The organism is Pseudomonadota bacterium, assembly GCA_039024915.1.
In the GTDB taxonomy this organism is placed as follows: domain Bacteria; phylum Pseudomonadota; class Alphaproteobacteria; order Rhizobiales; family MH13; genus MH13.
Genome location: JBCCPK010000010.1, coordinates 55,956 through 79,455, shown reverse-complemented (window position 1 = coordinate 79,455; position 23,500 = coordinate 55,956). Strand labels below are relative to the sequence as shown.

The window sequence follows — 23,500 nt, the reverse complement described above, 5'->3', positions numbered from 1 at the left end:
GTAACTATAACGGTCCTAAGGTAGCGAAATTCCTTGTCGGGTAAGTTCCGACCTGCACGAATGGCGTAACGACTTCCCCGCTGTCTCCAGCATAGACTCAGTGAAATTGAATTCCCCGTGAAGATGCGGGGTTCCTGCGGTCAGACGGAAAGACCCCGTGAACCTTTACTATAGCTTCACACTGGCAATTGTGTCGTCATGTGTAGGATAGGTGGTAGACTATGAAGCCAAGCGCCAGCTTGTGTGGAGTCATCCTTGAAATACCACCCTTGAAGTCATGATTGTCTAACCGCGGCGCAACAACGCCCGGGACAGTGTGTGGTGGGTAGTTTGACTGGGGCGGTCGCCTCCCAAAGAGTAACGGAGGCGCGCGATGGTAGGCTCAGACCGGTCGGAAATCGGTCGTTGAGTGCAATGGCATAAGCCTGCCTGACTGCGAGACTGACAAGTCGAGCAGAGTCGAAAGACGGTCATAGTGATCCGGTGGTCCCGTGTGGAAGGGCCATCGCTCAACGGATAAAAGGTACTCCGGGGATAACAGGCTGATGACGCCCAAGAGTCCATATCGACGGCGTTGTTTGGCACCTCGATGTCGGCTCATCGCATCCTGGGGCTGGAGCAGGTCCCAAGGGTTTGGCTGTTCGCCAATTAAAGCGGTACGTGAGCTGGGTTTAGAACGTCGTGAGACAGTTCGGTCCCTATCTGCCGTGGGTGTAGGAATATTGAGAGGATCTGTCCCTAGTACGAGAGGACCGGGATGGACAGACCTCTGGTGGACCTGTTGTGGCGCCAGCCGCATTGCAGGGTAGCTATGTTTGGAATGGATAACCGCTGAAGGCATCTAAGCGGGAAACCAGCCTCAAAACCAGTATTCCCTTGAGAGCCGTGGAAGACGACCACGTTGATAGGCTGGGTGTGGACGTGCAGCAATGCATGAAGCTTACCAGTACTAATTGCTCGATTGGCTTGATTGCCCTCATTTACCCATACACATGCAAACCAGCCTTCCCTTATGGTGGAGTGGCTGGACAGGAACAGGGCCTCCGTTCACGCGGAGAGCTGAAGACCAAAATCACACCGCATTCTTTGCCGGCCTGGTGGCTCGAGCGAGGAGCCTGCACCCGATCCCATCCCGAACTCGGCCGTGAAACTCCTCAGCGCTGATGGTACTTTGTCTTAAGGCACGGGAGAGTAGGTCGTTGCCAGGCCTGCAAAGAATGGGGCTTCGTCTCTTTATTACCCTTTTAAAAAACCCCGCTGTGGTTCGCCGCAGCGGGGTTTTTTGTATGTGATGCTCATGCAAGACCCGCAAACGCGTCTGACGTTGGTATGATCGAGTAGAGCCCTGAGCAAGCGGAACCCTAATCCAGCGACGGTGCGCAGGAGGCGTTGTGCACTCTGCTTTGCGAGGTGCCTCTGCTTGCCGCGTGCTTCTGCCTGCCACGTGCTCCTGCTTACGCAGTCTGACCGCCTTGACGACCGCGGTGTGAGCGGACCTCATGATACTGCATCCAGCCGTCACACCGCTGTGCTCAGCTACCTCAACAGGAAGGTCTTCATGAGTTTTCGTTCAGGATTCAGACTTACGCTGTTATCGCCAACCTCCATCGCGTTGGTGATCGTTGCGGCGTTTCTTACAACAGGCGCAGCGCTTGCCAACCAGATCCAGAACCAGGTGGCGAGCCTGGCTAATCACCATTCTGCTAAAGCGTTCTTTTCCGATAATACGCTGATATACCACGACGGTGCAGTTGGAACGGTCGCCATGCAGCTTAGCTCTCAAGGCAATCGGGCCGATATCTGGTACCCAGGTGGCGACACCTTGGTGGTTGGCCGCTGGGCAGCAGCATCTTTCCCTCTTACGAACGGACGAAATAGGAACATTTTGTGCCTTTATGTTCGCAACGGGATTTCTGTGGTCCCTCGAGGGCACGATACTGGGCTGATCCAGGACAACATTTCGGCTTGTTATTTTCTCGACGACTTTTCCCGCAACATCGTCTCGGTGGTGGCTGGTGATCCCTACGGTCTGTTCCGGGCAAACCGAGCGCCCAGCCTTATCCCTGACAAGCGTCGATACAGCGCCCAGTCGCTGTTGCGCATGGCGGGCGGTTAGTGCGCCCTCGTTCCAGAACCTCGCTTGAAGCGGTTGTCTGAGGGAGTAGGTCGTTGCCCGGCCTGCAAAAAATGGGGCGCTTGTCTCTTTGTTGCTCTTCGAAAAAACCCCGCTGTGGTTCGTCACGGCGGGGTTTTTCGTTTTGGGCGGCATGTGAATTGTTCCTTGATGGCCTCGATGCTGTGCAGTGGTACGCGCAGCACCCTCAGTCTAGCGAGCTCTCGCTGCCTTGGTGGCCCCCGCTTCGCGCATCAAGGCTTCATGTTTCTCGACCATGTGCGGTATGCCGATTTCCGCATAGAGATCACGCGACTTCCGCCAACTTTCGCAGGCGCGGTCGAGGTCGCCGCGCGTTGCGTAGAGAATGCCGAGATTGCCGTATTGGTTGGCCATGCCCTCTTTGCTGCCGAGTTCAGTATTAAGCGCGAGGCTCTTTTTAAAGGCCGGTTCTGCGCGGTCGAGGTCGCCGCGTGTTGCGTAGAGAATGCCGAGATTGCCGTATTGGTTGGCCATGGCCTCCTTGCGGCCAAGTTCGGTGTTGAGGCTCAGGCTCTTTCCATAGGTCTCCTCTGCGCGGTCGAGATCGCCGCGAGTGAAGTACAGGTTACCGAGATTACCGTAGTTGTTCGCCATACCTTCCTTGCGGCCAAGTTCGGTGTGGAGGATCAGGCTATTTTCATAAGCCTCTTCGGCGCGGTCGAGGTCGCCGCGTTTCCAGTAGAGGTTGCCGAGATTGCCGTATTGGTTGGCCATGCCCTCCTTGTGTCCGAGCTCGATGTGGATGGCGAGGCTCGTTTCATAGGCCTCTTCGGCGCGGTCAAGGTCGCCGCGTGTTTTGTAGAGGATGCCGAGATTGCCGTACTGGCTGGCGATGCCCTCCTTATGGCCAAGTTCAGCGTTAAGGGCGCGGCTCTCTTCAAAGGTCTGTTCTGCGCGGTCGAGGTCGCCGCGCGAAAAATAGACGGTGCCGAGATTGCCGAGTGAGACAGCCTCGGCCAATTTGTCGCCTTGCTGGTCCGCCAATTCGCCGACCTTCAGATAGGCTTGCTCCGCTTCCTCAAGTTTACCAATACGGGCCAGCAGTAACCCGAGCTGGTTCCAGCCATCCATGTCGTCCGGATCGAGCTCCGTGGCGCGGCGATAGGCGGCGAATGCGTCCTGCGTGTCGTTCAGGAAGGCCAGCGCACCGGCATTGCGCAGGGTCGCGGCAGCAGTTTTTTGGCTGTTGGTTCGTACCGCTGTAGCCGCCTTTTCACCCTCTTCGAGCGTGCTTTCCGCTTCCGCTACGAGCACATCATAACCCTTGTCCGGGTCGTGCTCCGACAGCGCTTCGGATGCAGCGCTGGGGCGGTTGCCCTCGCGCGCCGCCATCTTCTCGATTTGAGCATAGGCAGATGCGAGCTGCTCCTTCAGACCTTCGATTTCGGATGCCTTGGCGTATTGCTCGTCCGTCAACCATTTGTGGAGGGCGTCTTGTCGGTCATCGACTCGCTGCAGCGTCTCATTCGCCTGCGCAATTCCCTCAACCACCAGTGCTTCAAAAGCGCTCTGCGGGCCGTAGAGCTTACTGTGAATACAATCGAGTAAGTGCCGAAGTGCCGCCTGGCGCGTGGAGTGCGAGTCAGCAAAGGCTTTCTGCCAATCTTGCCATGCGCTTAGGTCCTCTGGCAGTGCGTCCTTCGCACGTTTGAGCACAATACCCGTCAGCGCGTCGGGGCGGCCATGCGCTTCCCGCACGAGGTCTGCGACCGTAACGGCTTCTGCCGCTCTAATGTACTGCGGCCCGAATTCCTCCAAGTCAGCGAGGATCGCGTCCGTATCCTCAATGCGCTCAGCTTTGAAATGCGCTTTGAGATCGCGCTCCAAGAGCTTGCACATCTTCTCGAACGAAGGGCTTCGGGTTCCTTGCCCCCAGAAATGCGCGAGCACCGAACCGCTGGCTGAGCCAAAAGACTCCAGCGCACCGGGTTCATCTCCCTCGGACAGTTTGTACAGCGTAACCACCGCGCCGAAGCAGGCCTTTGCCGCAACATATGCTGTGACGGACATGCGAAACTCCCTCCGCCTGAAAAGGTAGGCATCGCAGCGCGCATCGGCAAGTTGAAGGGGGCCTACCTGCAGAAACGCGGGGCCGTTCGCCTCTGCCTACACCAGCCTACGCTCCCTGATCGCGGCGGCGAGGGTGTCCAGCGGGTCCGTTTGCAACGGTTGGCACCGTTCAAGAAGCGCGGCAAAGGTCGGACGATCGGTTACGCCCGCTTGCAGATGGGTGACCGCCAAAAGGTTCTGATGCTCAAGATGCCGGATGTAGGCGCTGTCCGTATCGGTTCGTGGATCGCGGTTGCTCGACAGAACCACGGTTGGCACGCCGGCATAAACCGCTTCGGTGACCATCGAGCTGGAATCGCCCGTCACGAAAGCCGCCGACGCGCCCAGCAGCATCGCGCGGACGCCGGAGAAGGGCAGCTCGGAGGCTGCATAGAAACGCAGCGCATCGGGATCGCGCTGAGCGATTTTTCGCGCTGCCGCGACCCAGCTATCGGGGGTGCGGCGCGAGCCGATGATCGCGAGCGTCTCGATAGCTTGGCTTTCGCGCCAGTTGGCGGCCTCGACCAGGAACCGTTCAACGGCATCAGCCGCAATCGGCTCTGCATCTGTCGGCCCGCCCAAAAGGACGACGCCTGTCGCCCTGTCCGCGTCGGTTTGGGCGGGGCGGAGAGTTCGGTCAACCGCCGCTGGCTTCAGGCCGATCCAGTGCCTGGGCGTGGTCGCAAGCGCTGGGTCGATGTGCAGCACCATGCTGAAGAGCTCCGGCGAAAGGCCGCGCAGAGACCCGACCGCGATGTTCGGCACGCCGTACTGCCGGGCCAGAAGCGCATTGGCCGCAAGCGTATCGCCGCCCGTCGAGACGACCATGTCGGGCGCGGTCGCGCTGTCCTCTTTGGAGAGCGAGGCAATGGCTGTTGTCAGTCGGACCGAACCGGTTTTTGCCAGAACGTGGCGGGCAAAGCGTTGCTGCTTGAGCTGACCGAGACGACGTGGCGTAACGGTCGGTTTGCGGCCCAGCGCGCGTTCAACGGCCATGACCACGCCGTCGCTCTGGTTTTCGTGCCCCGGTCGCCCGTCCGTCAGCAGAAGAATGTGGAACTCAGAGTGTTGCGTCATCAAGCGTTTGACGAGGGTCGGAGGTGCGCATAGTTGAGACTTTGCCTGCCTTGCTTCATGTTGGCGCAGTTTTCACAGCAGAGCTACCCGCGTGTTGGGTGGTGACGCGCCCCACCGCCACGCTCAACCACCGTCTATCGCGCGATGATCCTCAGTCACGCCCACAAGTTCATCTACATCAAAACGATCAAGACCGCATCGAGTAGCATCGAGGCTGCCCTGTCGACAGTTTGCGGCCCGGACGATGTGATCACGCCGACACGCGACGATCTTTTGGCCCTGCGGGATGCGCGCGGCCCGCAGAACTACCGCATCGACCACCCCGCAAAACCCAAGATTCCACTTTACCGAAAGCTGTTGCGGCGGCCCGAGCGGCATTATCATCCCACGGTGGGGTTTTATGAGCACATGCCAGCCTGGCGCGTGAAGACCTATGTTGGCGACGCGGTTTGGAACAGCTATTTCAAGTTCTCTTTTGAGCGGAACCCTTGGGACCGGCAGGTGTCATTCTACTATTTCAGATCGAAAAACCGCGGACGCGAGGAAACCTTCGCGCAGTTCGTGGCGGACGCGAAGCGGTCTTCGGTCGATAATTGGGGCCTTTACACGTTGGACGATACGCCAGCTCTCGACTTCATTGGTCGGTACGAGACGCTCGAAGATGACTTTGAGAAGGTCAAACAGGCGTGTGGGCTGCCCGAAAGCCTTTCATTGCCCGTGCACAACACATCTCAACGGACGTCGGGCTATGTCGAGTATTATGATGATCCGCAGCTGATCGAGACGATTGCGACACGATACGCCAAAGAGATCGCGCACTTTTCCTACGGTTTTGAGCCAGCGATATGACAGAAACGACCCGGGACGCTCTGATCAGCCAGTACACGTCGATTTATGAATCCAAGCGATACGGCGATACGTCCATCAAGAACCTACGTTTCGTGCTGCCGCAGGTGGCTGCTCTGAAGCCGGCATCGATCCTTGATTATGGCTGCGGGCGCAGCAAGTTGGTCGACGCCTTGTCAAGCAGCGTGGGCGCAACCGCGAGCCGGTACGACCCCGCTATTGCGGAGTTCAGTGAGCGGCCCACGGGACAGTTTGACCTGCTGATCAACATCGATGTTCTTGAGCATATCCCCGAAGATGATCTCGACGCGGTGCTCGGCGAGATGCGTGCCCTATGTCGTGAGGCGCTAATCGTTATCGATACAAGGCCCGCGGAGACGCTTCTCCCAGATGGCAGCAATGCGCACTGCACGTTGCATGATCACGCCTGGTGGCACGAGCGGCTGGCGCGGACGTTCGGTCATGTCCACCCGATACAGGTCGCACGACGATCGCGGGCGGCTTTTCGCACATGGTCACTTTCGCCTGCCGAGGACAAACAGGTTGGACGTGCGATTTTTCGCGAACGGCTCGCCTACCGTTGGATGAAGCTGTTTCAGCGGTCCAAACCAGGCAGCGCGGACTAGTCTCTTGGCGGTCGAGGCTGAGCTTCCTTGCCAATTGGGAAAGGCCATTTTTCACGGCCCATGCTCTGTGGGTGCCTATAGCTATTTCAATGGTGCGGCAGACATCTTTCACGCTGATATCGGTCGCTATGCTTCGATTGCGGGCGATGTCACCATTGGGGCAGGGGAGCACCCGCTTGATCGCTTCACGACCCATCCGCTTTCCTGGGGCGGGGGCAGAAGCCGCTTCCGTAATGCGGCCTATGATGCGCTGGCCGATCTGGCACTGGCGCTTGATCCGCATAAGCGCACCATTATCGGTTCGGATGTCTGGATCGGGGCCAAGGCTATCGTTCGGCAAGGCTGCCACATCGCAAATGGAAGCGTTGTTGCGGCTGGGAGTGTCGTGACCGCAGATGTTGAGCCGTTCACGATTGTCGGCGGTGTGCCGGCACGGCCCATCCGGTTGCGTTTGCCGCAGCAGCAGGTGGAGCGTCTCCTAGCCCTTGCATGGTGGGATATCGATCTGTCGGCATGCGGCTTATCAAAGGAGGCCCTCGCCGACGTCGACGCGTTTTGTGAGAGGCTCGAAGCTTGCAAGGCAACGGGCAGACTTAAACCGCTGAAACCAGGCTCGCGCCGATACGGTCGACTGCCCTGGCGCCGGCGATTTGGCTTGCGTTAGCCGGTGGGGTTGGTCTTCGTTCGGTACCGTCCGTTAAATGCCAGCTTTTTGCGATCCGGCCCTTGTTTTTGAAGATGCGCGCTCGTAAGTGAGGTGCTTGCAGCGTCGAAGACGCCTGCTTTGACGCGGGGTGGAGCAGCCCGGTAGCTCGTCAGGCTCATAACCTGAAGGTCGCAGGTTCAAATCCTGCCCCCGCAACCAATTCTCCAGACGACAGTTGGATCTCTAAATCGCGCGTGCAGACGGGTTGAGCTCGCCGCGGCTTGCTGAGTTTCTTCGGCGCAGTCCTTACGCCGCAGCGGCCCCGTCGTTCTCAGCAATGGATGATCTAACCGCCTCGGTGATTGACGGGCAAAGCTGTTCAATTGGAACGGGCCGATGGTGGTAGTAGCCCTGCACCAGGTCCACATCGAGCCACTTCAGGAGATCAAACGTCTCGGCGTTTTCGACCCACTCGGCGACGATGCAGCATCCGAGTTCCTGGCCCATGGCAACGCTGGCCTTCACGACGGCAAGGTTGCGCTCATTGTCATGCAGATCGCGGATGAGGCTACCGTCCAATTTGACGTAGTCCGCTTCCAGCTGGACAAGCGACAGCAAGGTCGACTGGCCGCGACCAAAGTCATCGATCGCAACTTCGCAGCCGGCTGCCCTGAGTTTCTGCAAGACTTCGACCATGCTATCGGCGCCATCATTGACCCCGATTTCCGTCAACTCAATTACGATCCCGCATGTCTCGGATTTGAACGATGACAGCAGATCAATCAGCTCGCCGGTAAAGGACTGCTTCTTGAACGATTGACGCGAAACGTTGACGAAACAGCGGTTTGGCAGGTCCTGCGCGTCCATCGCGGACAGGAGGTCAATCGTCTTGCGCATCACGGCCATATCGAACGAGGGCATCATGTCAAAACGTTCGAGCAGCGGGATGAAGACGCTGGGCAAGATCGGCTTACCATCGGGGCCTTCAATGCGCGACAGAATCTCAAAATGCTTGCCGGCGGCGTTTGCGCTGTCTGACAAGGTGGCGAACGGCTGGGCGAAGAGCTTAAGCGTGTCGTTCGCGATGCAGTTTTCGACATGCCGAAGGACGAGCGCTTCGCGGCCCATCGCCTCATCATGGGCGTCGGTCGAAAAGCAGACCGCATCGCGCCCGGCGCTTTTGGCGGCGTAACAAGATGCGTCCGCCTGAGCGAGAACCTCCGCAACGGTCGTGGCGCTTTCATCGATGATGCAAACTCCCACGCTGATTGTGACATCGAGCGTCTGTCCGTCGCATGTGAAATCTGTTCCAGCCACGGCCTGACGGATTTTCTCCGCCCGGTGCGCTATGTCGCGCTCGTCGGTGCACCGGAGCAAGACAGCGAATTCATCGCCGCCCCACCGGCCGCACAAATCCTTCTCGCCAAGGGCCGAAACAACGCTTCTTGCTAGCTCAACGAGAACATGATCGCCGGCAGCGTGCCCGTAGACGTCGTTGACCAGCTTGAACCGGTCCACATCGATAAAGCACACCGCTGTCCCCGGCTCGCGCTTTTCGAGGACCTCCTCCAGGTGTTCAACAAAGGGCTCGCGCTTGAGGAAACCGGTCATCTGATCATAGCGCGCCTGGTAGGCGAGCTTGTCGGACATGGCCTTAACGTCGGTGATATCCTCACACATTAAAAGAACGCAGCGCTCACCGCTTTCAACGGTGAAACGTCGCGCGCTTTGGCGCGACCAGATCAGCGAACCGTCCCTGCGCTTCATCTGAACCGTCCGAGTGATGGTTCCCGGCCCCGTCTGGCTCAGCACGTCATCGACAATCAGGTCATCGGCATCGACCAGCAGATTCCGCAAGTTGGAGCCGATCATTTCGTTCTGCTGATAACTGAAATTGTCAGCTGCGAACGAAGAGGCCTTTCGTATCGTGCCGTCTGCTTCAACGATCATCAACAGCAGCGGGCACTCGTCGATCATGTCGGACAACTGGGCTTCGCTACGCTTGAGGTTGGCGGTTACACGTTCAATGGTTGCCATCGCGCGCGAAAAAAAGCGCCCACCAAGAAGCGTGACGCCCGCGACGATCATGATGGAGGCCGCCAGCAGGGTGGTCTGAAGGTTCGAGTCCTGCCGCGCCTGCAGGACCGTCTCCGTCAACGCCCTGTTTGCACGATCGACCTCGCCGTCCGCCACCGTATTCAACACGCGTTGGATCCGATCGAGATGCGCGCCAAACGGCTCAATGAATGTAATGACTGCGGCGAAATCGATCTCCAACATGCCGCCAACGAAGATCATGGCATCACGTTGTGTGGCGAGGTCATTGGTGGCCTGCAGTAGACGTTCTGATTGGCGGGGGTTGGGTACGATCACAGCCAACTCACCCAGTGTCGCGATCAGGTCATCGAGCTGGGCCTCGATAGCTGAGATGCGACTTGCCACGTCTAGCGTGGGTGTCTCGGCAGCGCGCAAAGCAATCGTTTCGTACAGCTGCAAATTGGCGTTACGCAGCTGAGACAGCTGCTCGGTCGCAACCAGTGCGCGCGACATCGCATCGTTCAGCGCCTGTTCGGTTGCCGATGTCACGCGTTGGAGAGAGGTGTTGGCGATGTACCCCACCCCCACAAGCGCGAGAAGCGCCACCAACGGTGAGATAATAAACACTATGCGAACCGAGTTGCCCCGGATCTTACCGTCGATCCCGTCCATGAGACCTCGCCACTGCGACGGCGCCGAGGTCAGAAGGTGGCGGTCATACTGAGGTATGCGCGCCGCTCGGTGACTTGGAAGGCACCGGTCTGCATCTCGGCATCGTTCACTTGCTGAACCAATGCGTTGACGCTTAGGTTATCAGTGAGGGCGTAAGCAGCTTGTAAATCGATGCTTAATTGGTCGTCGATTGTCTCATCAAAGTAAACATCTTCTACAATGTCGATGGGCCCAAGCCCCGGAACGTTTACGGTCACGACGCCGCCCCGGCGCGCCAGAGCTTCAAAATGGGTCCTGTACCGGGCGAACAAATCAACCGTGAATGGCCCATTGGTGTAGCCAACTCGCGCTTCAACTTCATGTTTTGGAGCGTACTGCGATGGGTCGTAGGGCACGCGATTGCCTGGGAAACCGCGAACGGTGTTGAAGAACTCGACGTTATTGAGCGGCAACAGGTAGGAATAAGAGGCTCCCCACGAAAACCCGTTATGGTCGCCTTCAAGGCTAGCTTCAAAGCCGACAAAGTCGAGATCATCATAGTTGCCCACATCGCCAGTCGTTGTGTCGAAGGCCGCAACATTCTGGACATCTTCATTTTGTTGATAGAAGCCAGCAAGCGTCAGGCTGCTATGCAGCTGGTCGATCCGCCGCTCATATCCGATCTCGAAGTTCGTTACCTGCGTCGCCTGAGCTTCGGGGTAGCCGGCATCGACCAACAAGTCGCTGAGCTGAATGCCGCCCAGAACAAATAAGCTGGGAAGTTGCGCGCCTCGACTGACGGTCAAGCGCAGCGTGTCGTACTCGGTTGGCCTGTAAATCCCTGCCGCGGTGAAGCCAAAGTTTGTAATCCCGTTGTCGATGTCATCTGGCGTGTAGGGAACTTTGGGCCCAAATTCGCCATTTGCAAACAAACGAAGATAATCAAACCGGCCCGCCACCGTGGTGCTGAACTGCTCCGTCCAGTCGCGATGCCACATCCCGCTTAGCGCGAAGCCGTCGTAGCCCACCTCGCCGAACGGGTCATCGCCGGGGATCAAGGGTGTGTCATTGTTCTCGATGGTCAGAATGTCGCCGACGACACGTCGGTACTGTGCGGCAAGCCGCACCGTGTCCCGTTCGGTCACTTTGATGGTGTTGCTCAAGTCGGCAATCGTCGTGTCGAGACCTGTCTGAAGATCGTCAACCGCTGGATATTGCAGGTCGGTATGGGTGTGTGAGATCTGCGCGGAGATCAGCCCAAAATCGGTGTCTGCCATGACCGATGCACGCGCCGAAAAAATATCATGATCCCAGGCCAGGTGCAGCCCGGTCGGCTCTGTCTGGTAGTGCTCAGACTCTGCGTAGCTGGCATCAAACGACATGGTGATGCGGTCCGTTGGGTTATATCGGACCTCCGCGGAAACTGACCCCGAGGTTTCTTCGTCGAGCGGCACTGGGTTCTGGACACCGTCGATGGCGCGAGGATCATTGTACGCATTAACACGCTCGAAGCCGAACGAGATGCGCGCGCCTAGATTTTCAGTTATCGCCTGCGAAACGACGCCGGACACCTTGCGAGTCCCATCGGTGCCTACTTCAACCAGGCTTGAAATTTGCTGGTCATCGATCGGGTTAATGGTGACAATGTTGATCACGCCGGCGGCGGCGTTGAAGCCGAACAGAGCCGTATTAGGTCCGCGAACCACCTCGATCTGCTTGATCTCGGCAAGCTGTACCGGCAAGGCGCGCCAAGGTGTGTAGCCGTAGCTGTCGGCGTAAACCTGCTTGTTGTTGACCAGCACGAGAATGCGGTTCTGAGATCCGGTCGCGTATCCCCTGATCGAAACCTGTTGGTCCATGCTGCCTGTCTGCATCATCTGCACGCCGGGGAGGCGGTCGAGCACTTCAGGTATGGTGCGTGCCCCGGAACGGGCGATCTCTTCAGCGGTGATGATATCGAGGTTGACCGGGGAATCGCTCTCGCGGACGGGCTGGCCAGTTGCTGTCATGGTGACAGGCTCGCCGAAGAGGGTCTCGAAACCACTGTAGTCAAGCAGTTGGGCTTGGGCGGGAGCAACAAGGCAGGTCGAGAGCATCAGCGATGCTGCATATGTCTGATGGTGGAGACGAAGAAGCTTCATCACTTAGATCTCCTCCACCATCATCATCAGCGCGGTGGCGAAGCGCACGCCAAACTGGCGTGCAGCGCTGTTGTTGACGACAATGCGGACTTGGGGGCTGCTGGAGACGGCGAGTATGCACGCACCATTTTCGACATAGCGGCGCTCTGTCGTCACGCAGAGGTCCTGCCGGCCAGCAAGTTGCGACCGGACACTCGAAAGTGATCCGTTCGACATGCCCGATGCGAGAAAAAAGACGTTTGCTCCCGATGATCCGATGGCGGAAACCGGAATGGCGGTGGCTGTGATCTGGGTGCGGCGCACGCTTGAGGGCATGCCCGCCACAATGCGTTGTGCATCAACTTGCGAAGCGCCACCATCATGGACCACCGCGACGCGTGCTGTCGCGATTGCTGGTGAAACAAATCCAAATGTGTTGACGGCCACGGAGACGTCGCGCGCGGTGCTTTGACCGAGGGCAACAGTTGTCCCGGTGAGGGCAACAAACGTCAAAATTGACAAGCAAAGAGATAGGCTTGAGCGCATCGCAGCAGGTCCCGGGTCTGCGCGAATTGGTAAACAGGCTAAGTTAGTAATTGGTAAACTACGTACTCTTGCGTCAGGGGTGCGACACCTCTGATGCTTGTACGGACAACGCTTTGAGGTGGCCGCTATTGCCGATCAGCGTGGAAGAGCATGGTTAAAGTGACAACGGGTTGTCGATCTGTTCGCGTCGATCCACCGTGCTGTATCCCTGAAGGACGTTCGTGCGACCCGGATCGTTGCCCGATCGATTGAGATTTATCTTCGTTTTGATGAAAGAGATGTGCCGGTTTTGCCGTCGTGAGGAGGCAATATTTCGGCGCGTGTACTATCATGTGGGAAAATTACGCAAAATAAAGAAATCGTGCCTATACCCAAGGAATGATGGGTAGGCACCAGCGGGCGCAGCCGGTCGCCTTGGCAAGACTTCATTCACGATCCGATTCTGACGCACCTGTAACGATACATCTCTCACGCATGAGCACCGAAGATCGCCTCGAAAGCGCATTAAGACGCATCCTGCGCCCGCTGGCCAGGTTGGCGATCGCCCGTGGCGTTGCGCTGCCATCGTTCGTGCGGATCCTCAAGCGCATCTTGGTGCAGGTTGCGGAAGAAGAGTTCCGAGTGGATGACAAGCCTCCGACCGATAGCCGGATAGCCGTCCTCACAGGTGTTCACCGCAAGGACGTCCGGACCCTGCGCGAAGAGGATGACACGACCACCGGCCAACCGAAGATGCCGATCATTGCGACTGTTCTGGGACGCTGGCTGGCAGACCCGCAGTTCCAGACCGACGAGGCTCGACCAATGGCCTTGCCGCGCCTTCATCAGGCCGACGGGCCATCGTTTGCATCTCTGGTGGAAACTGTCGCGAGCGATGTTCGACCACGCACAATCCTTGATGCCATGGTAACCCGCGGTTCGGTCGTCACCGATGAGGCGACCGATACGGTTCGACTTGTCGGTGATGGTGACATTCCGTTTGCGGACGATGAAGACATGCTGAGCTTTTTTGCGGCAAACCTGCACGATCACGCTGCGGCTGCGGTCCACAATCTGCAGGCACCGCAGGGGGACGATCGGTTTCTTGAGCGTGCGGTTTTTTATTCAGGCCTGACGCCCACCGCGATCAACCAGATCGAAGAAGCAGTTTCAGCGGCAGCGCGGCAGGCGTTGGTCGATGTCAACGCGTTGGCTCGCGACCGGCAACAAGCCGATAGCGGCGACGCTGAGGCGTCGCGCCGGTTTCGTTTTGGTGTGTATTTCTACAGCGATGATGATGGAAGCGGATCATCATCCGATCATGAAGCAGGAAGCGATTAAATGACCATCCGTCTCAGCATGGGCGCGCGTGTTCTGCGAAAACGTATTCTCGGGGTGGGCTTGGTTTTACTTGCCCTCGTTTCTGCTGCCCTTTTTGCCGCGCCCCGCAGTTTTGCGACAGGCGGTGATGAGGGGGGAATTGGCGGCACCGGCATCTTTTTTGGTCAGGTAACGGCGTTCTCCAGCATCATCATGAACGGCGAGCGCATTGCGCTGCCGCAGAGCGTTGGTGTGCGAACCCTGTCGGGCCTTCCGCAGCCCACGGTATTGCTTCCGGGAGACACGGTGTTCCTCACTGCGGAGTTGACCGGCGATGGTCCCGTGGCGAGCCAGATCGTGCGCTTCTTCCCCATCGTCGGTCCGGTGGATTGGTCCCAGTCGTCCCGGCAACTGCTGTCCATCATGGGGACCCGTGTGCGTATTGGTGGATCGGTCTTCACCGACCCCGATGGGCTGATGATCGATTGGTCTGCACTCCCCCGCGACGCTGTTTTTGCGGTCAACGGTATCTGGGAGAATGAAAACATCATCGCTACACGTCTGGTGGTCTTTCCCGCCGGAACAAGTGCCGCGATTTCGGGGATGGTGGTTGACGCGGGCGGCGTGCGCCGGATCGGTGGAACGACGGTTGCGCAAGTTGATGCTGAAACCGGAGATTTCGCCACGCTTATTGGCACGTCAGGTGAAGGCGGGCTTGTGGCGGCATCCGTGCTGTCCGGCCTCGACCGCTATGCCCCGTTTGATGGTCCTGCTCGCCTGTCCGCGTCGGCGGTCTTGTCTCCTGACCCTGTCGGTCCGGGCTTTCACTTGTCGGGGTTTGGCATTCCCATGGATCCGAGTTCACCAGTTCCCCGAACCACCGGGCAACTGCAGGTGTTTAAGGGCACGTATGACGCTCGATTCTTGATAACTGAAGCGCAATGACCGCTTGCCACGCGGCAGCGTGACTCCCGCAGGTATGAAAAACCAGGCGTTAACCTCCGCCGGGGCTTTTTGCTGTAAATTTCAACAGGTGCGGAAATTCCGCCACATAATCGCGCTTCCTGTTGGAACGCAGCCGGGGCGGCGGCGATTGCGTAGTGTTTATGTTATGCGCTTGAAGACTGGGCGGGTCTGCCACCCGCTCTCGCGCGCATGGCTAATTTGTGAAAGGTCCCTGCGATCATCCGCTGCATCCTGCGATTTTCAAGTGACAGGCTTGGCTCACCGGCGCGCGCCCGCACAGGGATAGGCGCGGCGCGGGCAGTCCTGCGCGGCGGAATTATTGGACTCCTTACCCTCAGCCTGACTGTTCCGGCCAATGCCTTTGAGCTTTTCGGTGTGCGCCTTTTCGGTGGCGAATCGGAGACGACCGCTGACGATGACATCATCGGACAGGCCGTTGATTATACCGTTGAGCTATCGGTAAGTGCCGCGCCCCAAGTCGAAGATGAAGACGTTTTCGGGGCGTCAGACATTGAAAGTGCCTCGGCCCTGATCCGTGGACAGGATGAGCCGGGTACAGGCGTTGCTGGCCTGCTAGCGGAGGCGCGGGCGGATTATCGGCGTATTTTGGGGGCGCTGTACGCAGACGGTCGCTACGGCGGAGTGATCTCGATCCGTGCCAACGGCCAAGAGGTTTCCGCTTTGCCGCCGGATGCTCAGCTTGCCACGCCGATTGTCTTCGATATCAGCGTCGACCCCGGCCCGATATATACATTCGGGCGCCTTGATGTCCGCAATCCCGCACCCGTTCCGATCGAGGAAGGCGATGAGGTCGATGGCTTTTTTGACCTTGGATTTACGCCGGGCAGCGTCGCCCGGTCCGGCGTTATCCGACGCGCAGAATCCACGACCGTTGATGGTTGGCGAGAGCAAGGGCATGCGCTTGCCGAGCGACTACCTCGGAGCATCGAGGCAGACCATTCAAGCCGCACCATTGATGTGACCATCGGCGCTGAACCGGGGCCACTCAATCGGTTCGGATCGGTCAGCGTAGAGGGCGCCGACCGTATGGATGCCGACTTCATTGCTTGGATGACCGGTGTTGAGGAAGGCGTCGTCTATGACCCTGACGATATTGAAGCCGCTCAAAACCGCTTAGCCGCTCTTGAAGTGTTTCAGTCGGTACGCGTGGAGGTTGGTGAACAAACGCTAGCGGACGGCAGCTTGCCGGTCACTGTGTTTGTTCAGGAGCGGCCGCTGCGACGCATCGGGGTTGGCGGTAATTTCTCAACCGTCGATGGCGCGGGCGTTGAAGCCTATTGGTTGCACCGTAACCTGTTTGGCGGCGCGGAACGCCTGCGCATTGACGGGCGAATCTCAGGTATCGATGGGACGGACCCCGAGGTTTTCACCCACCGCTTCAACGCAGCCCTGCGTGTACCTGGGGTCATCACGCGCGATACCGTCGGGACCGCCACGGCGACGGCCGAACGCGAGGTTCTCGATGCTTATACCCTCACAGGTATACGCGGGGCAGTGGGTCTGGAGCATCCCTTTACGCCCCGCCTGACCGGTCGAATTGAGCTGGCCGGACGCTTTGCAGAGTTCGATGATCCAGTATTTGGCAGACGTGAATTCCAAAGTGCTGGATTCACCGGGGCCCTCGTTTTCGATGGGCGCGACGTTCCAACGGATGCCACGTCCGGCATCTATCTGGAGGCATCTGCCAACCCGTTTTACGAGTTTTCGCGCAGTGCAGCGGGGGTCGTGCTGCAAGCCGAAGCGCGTGCCTATCAGCGTCTAGGGTTTGGCGATAGGCTTGTGCTGGCGGGTCGGGTGCGCGCGGGAAGCCTTGTTGGGTCATCCATTGCCGACACGGCCCCTGACCGGCTGTTTCTTGCCGGCGGCGGGGGCTCGGTGCGCGGGTACGCTTATCGAAATATCGGGGTAGAACAGCCCGGCGGTAATCTGACCGGTGGGCGCTCGCTTCTGGAAGGGTCACTCGAACTGCGCGCCCGTTTCACCGATACGATCGGCGGTGTGGTGTTTGCTGATGCCGGAATCGTCGATGCCGACAGTTTTGGGAGCTTCAACGAAGATCTGAAGATCGGTGTGGGAGCGGGCCTGAGGTACCGTACACCCATCGGTCCTGTCCGTTTGGACGTTGGTTTCCCGCTCGATCCGGGGCCAAATGACCCGGACTTCGCTGTCTACCTTGGAATCGGGCAGTCGTTCTGATGGTACGTCGTTTCGCAATCCTCGCTCTCGTTCTCGGCGGCTTCGCAGCCATTGGGGTGTTCTTGTCCATGCCGGCACTCGGACAGCTTAACCCCGATGAGGAGCGCTCGCGCTTTCTTGCTTTCGTCGAGGAACAGCTTTCCGGACCGGGGCGTATCATCCGGATCAGCGGCATCGAAGGGGCGCTGTCGTCGGACGCACGTATTCGTCGGATCAGTATCGCGGACGATGAGGGCGCGTGGTTCGTCATCGAAGATGCCGCGATACAATGGAACCGAAGCGCGCTGTTTCGTGGTGAGTTGGATATTGAAAGCCTCCAGGCAGCAAGAATTGCGTGGTCGCGGATGCCTGCGGCACAGGACGAAGCGCCGTCTGTTGAAGCTCGAAGCATCGAGATACCCGATCTGCCTGTTGAGATCGCGATCGACGAAGTCGTTGTTGAGCAGTTCGAGCTTGGCGAACCGCTTTTCGGCCTCGAAGCGGTGTTGCAGGCGCAAGGATCGTTTGCGCTTGCCGATGGGTCGTTGCAAACGGTCCTCGACATTGTTCGGCTTGATGGACCCGGCGGTACTCTGGCGCTTGAGGCGCAATACGCCAACGGAGGGGAACTCGCCCTCTCGATGCTCATCCAAGAGCCGGAAGACGGCGTCATCGCCAATATCCTCAACATTGATCGACGCCCGCCTCTGTCCCTTTCCGTTCAAGGCGAGGGGACGCTCGATGCACTCGTCGGCTCACTGGCCTTGGACGCGGACGAAAACCGTATCCTTGATGGCGATCTGGTCATTGAAGCGACCGATGATGGCCGCGCGTTCGGCGCTGAGATTGATGGACCGATTGCGCAACTGATCGCGCCAGCCTACCGCGTGTTTTTCGGTGATGAGGTCCGGCTTTCTGCTCATGGTGAGGTGCTTGATGGCGGTGGCCTTCGTCTTGACCGTCTGGACCTCGACAGCGGAGCGTTGACCTTGCTTGCTGGCGCCCGCACGACCGCCGATGGTTTCCTTGAGGGTCTCTATCTCGATGCCAACCTTGAACCGGAGGCGGGCAATACTGTCCTGCTTCCGGTTGCAGGCGCGGAGACCAGAATCGGTGGCGGCGCGCTGGAAGTGCGTTACGGCAGCCTCGCTGGAAATCTTGGTCGACCTGGAGCATGGTCAGCCAACGGCGCTTTCCGGTCGTTTCGCTCGGGTACCCTGTCGGCTGAGCAACTTGATCTGGAATTTGGTGGCGACACCGCTGCGCTTGCTGACCCTGAGGCTCGGTCGTTGAGCTTTGCGGGCAACGCAATTGCGCGCGGCCTGCAGGCTGCTGATCCGGGGCTTTCGGACATTCTTGGGCAAGCCCTTGTTGTTGCCCTCGATGGTTCCTGGCGGGCAGGCGAACCAGTTCTTATCGATGGGCTTCGGCTCGATGGTGCCGCGTTTGACGCGCTGGCGCGCGGGCAAATATCGGGGACGCAGTTCGAAGGCTCCCTGGAGCTCGACGCCAACCGTCTTGCAGCGCTGGGTGCGCTTATTGATCAGCATATCGTTGGGTCCTTGGCCTTGAAGGCCGATGGAACCCTTGATGCGTTAACCGGAGGCTTTGACCTCACCATTGACGGAACCGGAGACCGGCTTGGCATAGGGATCGACTCCGTTGACGCCCTTCTGACAGGGACAACCCGCATGACGGGCGCGGTGGCGCGTACATCACAAGGGATCGACGCGCGGCAGTTGTCAGTTGCCAACAATCAGCTCGCCATGCTCGTTGACGGTTCGATTGGTGTCGAGGCGTCCGATCTGACCCTTGAAGGAAGCATCGCAAACCTTCGGGCGTTGTCCCCAGACGTGTCGGGGCGAGCGTCGGTTGATGCGCATCTTTCGCGTTCAGAAGGTGAACCCCTCAGTGTGTTGGCAAGCCTTGCGGTTCCTTCCGGACGTCTTGCCGGCCGGAACCTGGAAAACGCGCGGCTTGTCTTGTCCGGCGATCAGAACGAGGGGACGTTCGACGGACAGTTTGAGGCTGAGGCAAGACTGGATGACGCGCGCCTGTCCGGCAGCGGCGATCTGCGGGTCGATGAGGATGTCCGTGCGCTGAGCAACTTGCTGGTGGATGCCGATGGCGCACAGATAACGGGCGAGTTGCAGCAGATCATTTCAAGTAGCCTGCTTACAGGCGAGATCGCGCTCAACGCGACTGACATTCAGACCCTTGCCGCGCTGGCGCTGATTGACGGCAGGGGCGCGATGAATGCCCGGGCGAGTTTTGCACCGGATACCGGTTCGCAGCGCATCACGGCTTCAGGTTCTGCGCGAAATGTTGTCCTTGACGCCACGCGGCTTGGATCGGCGAGCTTTGATGTTGTTGTCCTGGACGCCTTTGGTTCGCCTGAAGTCACCGGAACTTTGGATGCGCGATCATTGGCGGCGAGCGGCGCAACTGTTGCAAGCCTTTCTGCGGATGCGCAGGCTGGCGGCGCGTTTGTGGCCCGCGCCGACGGCATTTCGGCACCTCAGCTGACGGCCGCCGGTTTGAGCGGCGCTCAAGTCAATGCGCGTGGACGTATGTTTGACGGTGGTGTTGAGCTTTCAAGCGTGCAGCTTCGCGCAGATCAGGGAATTGCAATCGACGCATCCGGGCGTGTCCCTTTTGCGGGATCTGGGCTCAATGTTGATGTCACAGGGAGTGCCCCATTAGCATTTGCTCGGCGGTTCCTCGACCGTCCGGGGCTCCAGATTGATGGAACCGCAGCTTTGGACGCAACGGTTCGAGGTAGCCTTTCGGCGCCGTCGGTCACCGGTCGTGTGGCGGCACAGGGAGCGTCGATCGCCGATGGTTTGACTGGAGTTCGCTTGCGCGGCGTGCGTTTCGTCGCGCGGCTTGCCGGCGATACGGTTGTCATTGAGGACGCCGGCGCCGATGTCCCCAGCGGAGGGTCGCTCGCACTGAATGGCCAGATTGGTTTGAGCAACGGCCTGCCTGCCGATCTGCGCCTGGCGATGCGGGATTTTCGGCACACGAATGGTTCGTTCATTGTTGCAACGGCGAGTGGCGACTTGGCGCTTACCGGCCCACTGCAAAGCTCGCCATTGCTTTCTGGGACGATCTCAATTGCCCAGGCGGACATCCAAATCCCTTCTAGTTTTGCGTCCGCTTCCGGCTTTGTCGAAGTCGCGCACCGCAACGCACCAGAGCGCGTGCGACGGACCTTTGAGCGCGCGCAGGAAACGGGACGAAGTAACACTGCAAGTGGTCCGGCCATACGGCTTGACCTCACAGTCAACGCGCCGAGGCGTATTTTTGTTCGCGGGCGCGGTGTTGACGCTGAACTGGGTGGTTCCGTCCGGGTCACTGGTTCGGCCAACCAAGTCGTACCAGTGGGTGCGTTCGAGCTTATTCGAGGCCGGATCGATATCCTGCAGCAGCGGATTGCACTCGATGAGGGTTCGATCACCTTGATCGGTGACCTTGATCCTTTCCTGAATGTGCGCGCACGGACCGATAGCGATTCCATTGACGTCCTGATCACCGTTTCGGGGCGTGTTTCCGATCCACAGATCACCTTGTCCTCGCAGCCCGAGCTGCCACAGGACGAGGTGCTGTCACGACTGATCTATGATCGTGGTCTCAATGAACTTTCGCCGGTGCAGCTCGCACAGCTGGCGCTCGCTGCGGCGCAGCTTGCCGGTGAAACCGAAGGCTCCGCATTAGGCGATTTGCGCGATGGCCTGGGTCTGTCCGACATCGACGTTGGCACCGATGACGCTGGCAATCCTGCCGTGCGTGCCGGGCAGTATGTTCAGGAAAATGTCTATATCGGTGTCGAAGCCAGCACGGCAGGGAGTGCGCGCACCACCATCAATCTAGACGTGACCGATGACCTTACCGTGCGTGGCGGTGTTGGGACTGACGGACAGTCCACATTAGGGGTTTTCTTCGAGCGCGATTACTGACCGGTATCAGACCCACGGACGCGCTGATTGCATACCGGTCTCGAACGTATCGATGTGCTGGCCTTTCTCAAGTGTCAGTCCGATATCGTCCAAACCGTTCATCAGGCAATGCTTGCGGAAAGGATCGATTTCAAATGCGATCGTTCCGCCATCCGGGCCTGTGATTGTCTGACTTTCCAGATCAACGGTCAGGGTCGCATTCTGCCCGCGCTGGGCGTCGTCCATTAGCGCATCGAGCTCAGACGGACTGACGACGACTGGCAAAATACCGTTCTTGAAGCAGTTGTTATAAAAGATGTCCGCGAAGCTTGTTGAGATCACACAGCGGATACCGAAATCGAGAAGCGCCCATGGCGCATGCTCGCGCGAAGACCCGCAGCCGAAATTGTCGCCCGCGACAAGGATGTTGGCGTTGCGGTAGGCTGGCTTGTTGAGCACGAATTCCGGGTTTTCCGAACCGTCCTCGTTGAAGCGCATTTCGTAGAACAGGCTCTTACCAAGGCCCGTCCGTTTGATCGTTTTCAGGAACTGCTTGGGAATGATCATATCGGTATCGACATTGATCACTGGCATCGGTGCCGCGACAGAAGTCAGTGTTGTGAACTTATCCATAAAACGTCCGTTTGGGATCAGCTGTGCAAGGGCGTGGCTGGTGATCTATCAACTCCTCTCTAGCCCGACAAGCAGGGGCGTGGCGCCGGCTCGACGTTGGTACCTTGACGGTTCGGCTCGTCTCTGCGAGGGCGCGACCATGGCAGCCAATGATCGCTTTCAAATGACGTTTACGCAGGTCGGATTTCGCCGTGGCGTGTTCAGTCTGATGCCGCTGAGCATCTTCATCATCCCGTTTGGGGTCGCATTCGGCGTTGCGGCGGTGGAGTTTGGTCTCACCCCCGACCAGGCGATTGTGATGAGCGTTCTGATGTTTTCCGGTGCTGCACAGTTCGCCGCACTCGATCTTTGGGGCGTGCCGCTACCATGGCTCTCGCTGGTTCTGGTTGTGCTTGCCGTGAACGCCCGACACATCATTCTTGGTGCTGCCATGGGCCCATACGTCAACACACTGCGGGGCAAACACTGGTTCGGCGCCTTGGTTTGGTTGTCCGACGCAAACTTCGCCGATTGCTACCAGGCAATCAAAGATGGCGAGCGCGACGCGGGGCAACTGTTGGGCGGAGGCTTCATCTTGTGGGCTGTGTGGGCCGTCGCAACCGCTTTTGGGGTGTTCGCCGGTTCCATACTCGGCAACCTTGATCGGTTTGGTGTTGACGTTGTGATGGCGGCGTTTTTCGCGGCTTTGACGGTCAATACTGTCGGAAGTTTTCGTGCAGCTATCCCTGTCGCCGCAGCGTGCATCGTGGCGGCTGTCACGATGCCCATATTGCCCACGGGCTGGAACGTTATCGCAGCGGCAATTGTGGGCGGGCTTGTGGGGGCCTTTGGCCCTTCGGATGCCAAAGGTTCCCCAGCGTCGTGAGCGTCGATCCGATCTCCGCCTACGCGGCTATTTTCCTATTGGCGGCTGTGACCTTGGCAACGCGGGTTGGCGGGGCTGCAGTCATGCGGATCGTCGCTATCTCACCAAGACTGACCCGCTTCCTTGAGGCTATGTCGTCGTCCGTTTTGGCGGCAATCGTCGTGAGTTTCCTTGCGCGAGAAGGTGGCCGTGAGCTGGTTGCAGTCGGGGTGGCCGTGATTGCCATGCTCGTGACGCGCAAGCCTGTCGTTGCGATGGTTTGCGCTATGCTATTGGCCGCTGGCTGGACCTATCTTGCCGCCTGAGCTCGGCTTCTACGCGCTGGCCTCGATCCGGTCCATGTCGTCATCGGACAACCCGAAATGGTGGCCCAGCTCGTGAATAAACACATGGCGGACAACCGCACCGAGCGTTTCTTCATGCTCGGCCCAATAATCGAGGATCGGCCGCCTGTAGAGCCAGATTGCGTTGTCCATCCGGCCGGTCTCCAACGTGCCGCCGCCGTCGGACAGCCCTTCGCCGTAAAACAACCCCAGGATTTCAAAAGGGGATTCCAGCTCAAGTTCAGCCAACACCTCTGGCTCGGGGAAGTCCGCCATCCGAATGGTCACGCGCTCCGCAAGGCTTCCAAACGGTTCTGGCAGCCCTTTGAGCGCGTCGATTGCCATGAGCTCCATGTCGTCGAGCGACGGTGCCAGGGCGTCGGCCCACCGCGTTGTGGGAAAGTCAGGGATTTTCTGGCCCATGCGCTACGCTTTCACAACTGGGAGCCCGCCTCAAAACTCCCGACTGCCGCTCCATACAAAGTACCCAGCCTTTGGCCTTAGCGTTCTAAGGGTCTGGCATACGC

Annotated in this window: 17 protein-coding genes, 1 tRNA gene and 2 rRNA genes; 13 read left to right on the top strand and 7 right to left on the bottom strand. The window is 58.9% G+C overall.

Features of this window, described 5'->3' with window-relative positions; translation table 11 throughout:
* The 3 genes from AAF739_16870 to AAF739_16860 all read left to right on the top strand — a co-directional run.
* Positions 1–974: ribosomal RNA gene (locus AAF739_16870) — 23S ribosomal RNA — on the top strand; the annotation flags it as partial.
* Positions 975–1,093: 119 nt separating this feature from the next.
* Positions 1,094–1,208 (top strand): 5S ribosomal RNA (gene rrf / locus AAF739_16865).
* Between the two features lie 350 nt (positions 1,209–1,558).
* On the top strand, positions 1,559–2,116 hold the full coding sequence (locus AAF739_16860; GenBank protein MEM6384346.1) for a hypothetical protein: 558 nt from the start codon (positions 1,559–1,561) through the stop codon (positions 2,114–2,116).
* Positions 2,117–2,326: 210 nt separating this feature from the next.
* On the opposite strand, the gene AAF739_16855 is transcribed toward AAF739_16860, so the two are convergent.
* Complete coding sequence (locus AAF739_16855) at positions 2,327–3,913, bottom strand: tetratricopeptide repeat protein (protein ID MEM6384345.1); 1,587 nt, start codon at positions 3,911–3,913, stop codon at positions 2,327–2,329.
* 348 nt (positions 3,914–4,261) lie between these two features.
* Entirely contained in the window at positions 4,262–5,281 is a 1,020-nt protein-coding gene (locus AAF739_16850; GenBank protein MEM6384344.1) for an ELM1/GtrOC1 family putative glycosyltransferase, read from the bottom strand.
* A gap of 144 nt (positions 5,282–5,425) precedes the next feature.
* Between AAF739_16850 and AAF739_16845 the strand changes: the two genes are divergently transcribed.
* From AAF739_16845 to AAF739_16830, 4 genes are all read left to right on the top strand, one after another.
* Positions 5,426–6,130 (top strand): sulfotransferase family 2 domain-containing protein, encoded by a 705-nt coding sequence (locus AAF739_16845; protein ID MEM6384343.1) that lies wholly within the window; start codon positions 5,426–5,428, stop codon positions 6,128–6,130.
* Positions 6,127–6,753 carry a methyltransferase domain-containing protein gene (locus tag AAF739_16840; protein ID MEM6384342.1) on the top strand — a complete coding sequence of 209 codons (627 nt, stop codon included), beginning with the start codon at positions 6,127–6,129 and terminating at the stop codon, positions 6,751–6,753. The genes AAF739_16845 and AAF739_16840 overlap by 4 nt, the downstream gene beginning before the upstream one ends.
* A 67-nt stretch (positions 6,754–6,820) precedes the next feature.
* Positions 6,821–7,417 carry a CatB-related O-acetyltransferase gene (locus AAF739_16835; protein MEM6384341.1) on the top strand — a complete coding sequence of 199 codons (597 nt, stop codon included), beginning with the start codon at positions 6,821–6,823 and terminating at the stop codon, positions 7,415–7,417.
* A gap of 124 nt (positions 7,418–7,541) precedes the next feature.
* Positions 7,542–7,618 (top strand) — tRNA-Met (locus tag AAF739_16830).
* An 87-nt stretch (positions 7,619–7,705) separates the two neighbouring features.
* Here AAF739_16830 and AAF739_16825 read toward each other — a convergent pair.
* The 3 genes from AAF739_16825 to AAF739_16815 are packed head-to-tail and all read right to left on the bottom strand — an operon-like array spanning position 7,706 to position 12,654.
* Entirely contained in the window at positions 7,706–10,108 is a 2,403-nt protein-coding gene (locus tag AAF739_16825; protein ID MEM6384340.1) for an EAL domain-containing protein, read from the bottom strand.
* Between the two features lie 29 nt (positions 10,109–10,137).
* Complete coding sequence (locus tag AAF739_16820) at positions 10,138–12,228, bottom strand: TonB-dependent receptor plug domain-containing protein (protein MEM6384339.1); 2,091 nt, start codon at positions 12,226–12,228, stop codon at positions 10,138–10,140.
* Between the two features lie 3 nt (positions 12,229–12,231).
* Positions 12,232–12,654, bottom strand: coding sequence for a YfiR/HmsC family protein (locus tag AAF739_16815; protein MEM6384338.1), 423 nt, complete (start codon positions 12,652–12,654; stop codon positions 12,232–12,234).
* A gap of 573 nt (positions 12,655–13,227) precedes the next feature.
* Here AAF739_16815 and AAF739_16810 point away from each other — a divergent pair.
* The 4 genes from AAF739_16810 to AAF739_16795 all read left to right on the top strand — a co-directional run bounded on the left by AAF739_16810 (position 13,228) and on the right by AAF739_16795 (position 21,173).
* Complete coding sequence (locus tag AAF739_16810; protein MEM6384337.1) at positions 13,228–14,073, top strand: DUF6502 family protein; 846 nt, start codon at positions 13,228–13,230, stop codon at positions 14,071–14,073.
* Complete coding sequence (locus tag AAF739_16805; GenBank protein ID MEM6384336.1) at positions 14,074–14,997, top strand: hypothetical protein; 924 nt, start codon at positions 14,074–14,076, stop codon at positions 14,995–14,997.
* Between the two features lie 396 nt (positions 14,998–15,393).
* Positions 15,394–17,235, top strand: a complete 1,842-nt coding sequence (locus tag AAF739_16800) for an autotransporter assembly complex family protein (GenBank protein MEM6384335.1) — start codon at positions 15,394–15,396, stop codon at positions 17,233–17,235.
* Positions 17,235–21,173 carry a translocation/assembly module TamB domain-containing protein gene (locus AAF739_16795; protein MEM6384334.1) on the top strand — a complete coding sequence of 1,313 codons (3,939 nt, stop codon included), beginning with the start codon at positions 17,235–17,237 and terminating at the stop codon, positions 21,171–21,173. Before AAF739_16800 ends, AAF739_16795 begins: the two co-directional genes overlap by 1 nt.
* 6 nt (positions 21,174–21,179) lie before the next feature.
* Here the strand turns inward: AAF739_16795 and leuD are convergent, their stop codons facing one another.
* Positions 21,180–21,785 carry a 3-isopropylmalate dehydratase small subunit gene (gene leuD / locus AAF739_16790; GenBank protein ID MEM6384333.1) on the bottom strand — a complete coding sequence of 202 codons (606 nt, stop codon included), beginning with the start codon at positions 21,783–21,785 and terminating at the stop codon, positions 21,180–21,182.
* 139 nt (positions 21,786–21,924) lie between these two features.
* Between leuD and AAF739_16785 the strand changes: the two genes are divergently transcribed.
* Both AAF739_16785 and AAF739_16780 read left to right on the top strand, forming a co-directional pair.
* Positions 21,925–22,650, top strand: a complete 726-nt coding sequence (locus AAF739_16785; GenBank protein MEM6384332.1) for an AzlC family ABC transporter permease — start codon at positions 21,925–21,927, stop codon at positions 22,648–22,650.
* The gene (locus tag AAF739_16780) at positions 22,647–22,955 is read left to right on the top strand and encodes an AzlD domain-containing protein (protein MEM6384331.1); all 309 of its coding nucleotides are present in this window, start codon (positions 22,647–22,649) and stop codon (positions 22,953–22,955) included. The genes AAF739_16785 and AAF739_16780 overlap by 4 nt, the downstream gene beginning before the upstream one ends.
* 9 nt (positions 22,956–22,964) lie before the next feature.
* Here AAF739_16780 and AAF739_16775 read toward each other — a convergent pair whose 3' ends face one another.
* Positions 22,965–23,396: a metallopeptidase family protein gene (locus AAF739_16775; protein ID MEM6384330.1), complete on the bottom strand. Its 432-nt coding sequence runs from the start codon at positions 23,394–23,396 to the stop codon at positions 22,965–22,967.
* Between the last annotated feature and the right edge of the window lie 104 nt (positions 23,397–23,500).

Bases quoted from the DNA above. Each gene is read 5' to 3' on its own strand.
- AAF739_16820 (MEM6384339.1), bottom strand. From the start codon at position 12,228: ATGAAGCTTCTTCGTCTCCACCATCAGACATATGCAGCATCGCTGATG.
- AAF739_16850 (MEM6384344.1), bottom strand. From the start codon at position 5,281: ATGACGCAACACTCTGAGTTCCACATTCTTCTGCTGACGGACGGGCGA.
- AAF739_16840 (MEM6384342.1), top strand. From the start codon at position 6,127: ATGACAGAAACGACCCGGGACGCTCTGATCAGCCAGTACACGTCGATT.
- AAF739_16810 (MEM6384337.1), top strand. From the start codon at position 13,228: ATGAGCACCGAAGATCGCCTCGAAAGCGCATTAAGACGCATCCTGCGC.
- AAF739_16845 (MEM6384343.1), top strand. From the start codon at position 5,426: ATGATCCTCAGTCACGCCCACAAGTTCATCTACATCAAAACGATCAAG.
- AAF739_16785 (MEM6384332.1), top strand. From the start codon at position 21,925: ATGGCAGCCAATGATCGCTTTCAAATGACGTTTACGCAGGTCGGATTT.
- leuD (MEM6384333.1), bottom strand. From the start codon at position 21,785: ATGGATAAGTTCACAACACTGACTTCTGTCGCGGCACCGATGCCAGTG.
- AAF739_16860 (MEM6384346.1), top strand. From the start codon at position 1,559: ATGAGTTTTCGTTCAGGATTCAGACTTACGCTGTTATCGCCAACCTCC.
- AAF739_16805 (MEM6384336.1), top strand. From the start codon at position 14,074: ATGACCATCCGTCTCAGCATGGGCGCGCGTGTTCTGCGAAAACGTATT.
- AAF739_16775 (MEM6384330.1), bottom strand. From the start codon at position 23,396: ATGGGCCAGAAAATCCCTGACTTTCCCACAACGCGGTGGGCCGACGCC.
- AAF739_16825 (MEM6384340.1), bottom strand. From the start codon at position 10,108: ATGGACGGGATCGACGGTAAGATCCGGGGCAACTCGGTTCGCATAGTG.
- AAF739_16795 (MEM6384334.1), top strand. From the start codon at position 17,235: ATGGTACGTCGTTTCGCAATCCTCGCTCTCGTTCTCGGCGGCTTCGCA.